The sequence below is a fragment of the Qipengyuania sp. YIM B01966 genome, from assembly GCF_016461955.1.
GTDB lineage: Bacteria > Pseudomonadota > Alphaproteobacteria > Sphingomonadales > Sphingomonadaceae > QFOP01.
This window is the reverse complement of record NZ_JADMNM010000024.1, coordinates 1-3,765: the sequence shown is the minus strand read 5'-3', so window position 1 is coordinate 3,765 and position 3,765 is coordinate 1. Positions and strand designations below refer to the sequence as shown.

The following is a 3,765-nucleotide window of genomic DNA, read 5'->3' as shown; positions in this document are numbered from 1 at the left end:
CGCCAAATGTTCTGACGACGGACAATAGGCGACTAAGAGGCTATCGCCGGTCTTGTGGATGATCAATCTAACGTCGCGATTGACCCGCATCGACCAGAAATTCGGATCGTTTGCATTGTCGATCCGATGCATCCGCAATCCGCGCCCGGACGGATTAAGTTGCAGATCGAAGACGGTCGATTTGACCGCTTTCTGCTCCTGTCCTGTCAGCTTGTCGAAAGCTGCAGTGAACGTATCGGCGAGATGGAATCTCATTCGTCGAAGTCGTGATCCCGCTTGTCAGTGATCAAGCCGCGAGCAGCGAGGTCCTCAATCTTGGTTTGCTGGTCAACGAGTGTTCGCTCCAGATCCGGTTGGTGTCCTACCTCCGGATAGTCACGATAAAGATCCAAAAGTTTACGAGCATTCTCGATCTTAATTGAGTTGAGATTTTCGCGGAGAATATCGGTTTCGACTTTGGCCCTTTCGTCGAGTTCCCTCCGCATTCTACGGTGCACGAGGACATCGATAATGCGTCCGAAGCTTCTATCTATCGCTTCAGCGACCTTGCCGACTCCTTCAAAGTCTAGAAAGCCCGGCGACGCGTGCCGAATCTGACTAACGATCAGTCTTTCGTCGCTCACCGCGATCGCTCGCGCTTCTTCTACAATCAGTTCTGCGAGACGGTCTCTCGACCACGGATTACGACCGTAATAGTACCGCTGGGGTAAATCCCAGTCGTCAGGCCTCCAACCCCTGCTGCCAAAAAGAGTCACGTAGTAGGTAGTTTCGACCGCGCTTATTGCTGCGATGTAATCCTGCGGTTCCCACTTTTCGGCAATGTGTAATCGAAACATAAGGTGCTCCCTCATACTCCAAACACCTTCATCACCTCGTCCCCGAAGTGATTGATGACTTTCACAGCGATCCGCCCTCCGTCAGGGCGCTCGAATGGTCGCGAGGTATCGGAGTAGAGCGTGCTCCACGCCTCCTCGTCGATCTCTGCCTTGAGTGCGGTCTTGAGCGAGGAATAGGGATCGTTCGCGCCCAGGAAATAGGCGTGGCGGACGAAGAAGCTTTCCTCGTTATAGTCGGTGTCGATGAACCAGGCGGCGATGCCCTTGGTGTCGTTGCTGCGAATGTCCCCCGTGTTGGGATCGAACACATCGACGCCGTTCACCTTCACGCGGATTTCCTCGCCGCCATCATCGAGGATTTCAACATCGGGTTCGCCGAAGACGACGAACATGTTGCCGCTGCCAGTGTTCTTCAGCTCGTCCGACATGTGCATGTCCGGATTGATCCGCGCCTTGAGAATCTTGAGCGAGCCAAGGCCGTCGAGTTCCGATGAATGCGCATCGAAGTTGAAGGCGCAGGCAATCACAAGGTCGAAGCGATTATCGACTGCTTCGCGGGCGGCGGCGACGAGATCGCTGCGCCCAGTAGTCCCGAACTCCGGCCCGATGAAGATCGCGGCGCGGCGCTCGGTCTGGTTGCCTTCCGAGCCTTCCATGAAGCGACCTTCGGCACCAATCCACTGGCCAGGCCAGGGGATCACGCTTTCGAAGCGAATGCGGTCACCCTTTTCCTGTTGCTTGACCCCTTCGCTCTTCAGGTATTCGATCACGATGGCGGCGAAGTCGTTGTTCGCGCCGTCGTCCTCGCGGACGCGCTTGCCCTCAGCCGCATCGAGGTCTTCGGCGAGGCTGTCATCCTCGCTCGCTGGCAGAACACGATGGGGCGAAAGGCTCTCCACGGTGAAGGGGCCAGCTACGCGAACGCGGCCAGGGTCTTCATACGGCTTGTCGTACAGATATTCGGTCTCAGCGGTCTTCGCGATGACTTCGTCTATTTCCTTCTGCCGAGCGATGCGTGCTTCCCACCATTGCGCGTGGAGCGCGATGGCTTCCTCGTCATCCCATGGATCGACCGGAGCGTCCGGCAAGGTTTCAAGCGTGTAGGCTCGACCCAATATCTCGTTCAACTTGGCCAGATGCTTTTCGCGTGTCGCACGTTTTGTATTGTCCTTTTGCGCTGCGGCGAAAGGTTTCAACGCGTCGGCGGGCCAGGGCGACCCCGCCTCACTCGGCATACTCCATTCTTCAAACGGGAGTAAATCTGGGTTTGCGGACGCCGGCACAGCCTGCGTTTCATCGCGATTATAGCCCTCACGTTCATTTGCATAGAATCTGCCGCGCTTGTGATTAAGCGCCTCGCGGATTGCTTCCAGTTCTCCCTGCCAGCGATCCCAGATTTCATCAATCCGAGTGTTTTTGGCGATGTCACTTAGCTTGATGTGCGGCACCCGATCATAGACAAAACCCTGACGCAAATCCCGATTTATCGGGAGATCGGAAGGAGGGCGAAGAGTTAGATCAGATTCTTTGGAGCGGCCTTCCTCACTGTCGGCAAGGAGATACCACGGATAGCGGTTTGCCATCATTCGGGTTCGCGCAAGCGCCAAGGCGACTCTGCTAGTATCGATCGTAATCCACCTGCGCCCCCATTGCTCGGCTACGGTTGCTGTAGTGCCGCTTCCACATGTTGGATCAAGCACCAGGTCCCCCGGGTCGGTGGCCATCAAAATGCACCGTTGAATTGCTTTTTCTACAGTTTGGACAACGTAGATACGGTTCTGCTCTGACCTCACGTCGGACCAAAACGCTCCCAATGGCAGCTGATCGAAATCCTTCCAGAATTGTTTGTAGATACGAACCGATTTCGGTTGAGGGAGGATTCTGTTCGCTTTGCAGAGTCTGACCATCCCCGGAATTGTGGTTTTCCAATTCCGGGCCGATCCCGAATTAAACTCCAATCCGAGGTAACGAAATTTCCCGGTCGTGTTCGTCCGGACACCGGGTGAGACTGCCGAGTTAGTGCGGAAAAGTGCGTCGATCTTCTCTCCCTCACCGGAAAGGTCGGACGGCTCAGCACGTTTTACTGTTACCCTGTCGTGATCAATCCAACGGAACTCACCATCGGTTTCAGTCTCGAAATCTTTGGGAAGATAGAGACGCCTGTATTTGGCAACAGTCTTCTTGCGAGCATACCAAATGATGTAATCGAACGTCGACGCTATCATTTGGCTTGTGAGGCCAGTTGCTTTGGAAAGGGCAATTTCCGCTACAAAGTTCTCTTCCCCGAAAACCTCATCCATGACGGCACGAACGCGATGAACATTTTCATCTGAGATTTGGACGAAGATACTACCGCTATCCGTGAGCAGGTCTCGCATGACCACGAGCCGATCACGCAGATAGGTCAGGTACGAATGTATGCCGTCCTTCCAGGTGTCCCTGAAAGCCTTCACCTGTTCAGGCTCGCGTGCGATGTCGGCCTGCTTGCCGTCCTTAACATCGCGGCTCATGGTGGAGACTTGCCAATTCGATCCGAACTTGATGCCGTAGGGCGGGTCGAAGTAGATGCATTGCACCTTGCCGCGCAGCGCTTCGCGCTCGGCCAGACTCGCCATCACTTGCAGGCTGTCGCCGAGGATCATGCGGTTCGACCAGTGCTGGTCGTGCTGGTAGAATTCAGTCTTGGCCTCTGGATCGATCCCGTTGAAGTCCAGAAACAGATCGCCGAAGAGGTCCGGCGCGTCAGTTCCCTCTTCGGCGTTCTTCGCGGCGCGGCGCTTCAGATCGTCGATGATAGCTTTGGGGTGGATCTTCTCCTGGATGTAGAGCGGCGGGACGTTGACGATCAGGTCGGACCAGTCCTGCGTATCCTTGCCGCGCCATACCAGCTGTGCATCACCCAGCTCTGTCCCCCGTCAGCACCAATGGC

At 55.6% G+C, this 3,765-nt stretch carries 4 protein-coding genes; 1 reads left to right on the top strand and 3 read right to left on the bottom strand.

The features are described 5' to 3' along the window. From ILT46_RS11920 to ILT46_RS11910, 3 genes are all read right to left on the bottom strand, one after another. A partial coding sequence (locus ILT46_RS11920; RefSeq protein ID WP_199504859.1) for a hypothetical protein occupies positions 1 to 255 on the bottom strand: 255 nt, incomplete at its 3' end. Then, a complete protein-coding gene (locus ILT46_RS11915) occupies positions 252 to 851 on the bottom strand; it encodes a hypothetical protein (RefSeq protein ID WP_199504858.1) in 600 nt (199 codons plus the stop codon). The genes ILT46_RS11920 and ILT46_RS11915, both read right to left, overlap by 4 nt. After that, positions 848 to 3,478, bottom strand: a complete 2,631-nt coding sequence (locus ILT46_RS11910) for a site-specific DNA-methyltransferase (protein ID WP_199504857.1) — start codon at positions 3,476 to 3,478, stop codon at positions 848 to 850. The genes ILT46_RS11915 and ILT46_RS11910 overlap by 4 nt, the downstream gene beginning before the upstream one ends. Positions 3,479 to 3,490: 12 nt before the next feature. Here ILT46_RS11910 and ILT46_RS11905 point away from each other — a divergent pair. After that, a partial coding sequence (locus ILT46_RS11905) for a hypothetical protein (protein ID WP_199504856.1) occupies positions 3,491 to 3,765 on the top strand: 275 nt, incomplete at its 3' end.

Excerpts from the sequence above, each read along its gene's own strand:
- ILT46_RS11910 (WP_199504857.1), bottom strand. The coding sequence starts at position 3,478 with ATGATCCTCGGCGACAGCCTGCAAGTGATGGCGAGTCTGGCCGAGCGC.
- ILT46_RS11915 (WP_199504858.1), bottom strand. The coding sequence starts at position 851 with ATGAGGGAGCACCTTATGTTTCGATTACACATTGCCGAAAAGTGGGAA.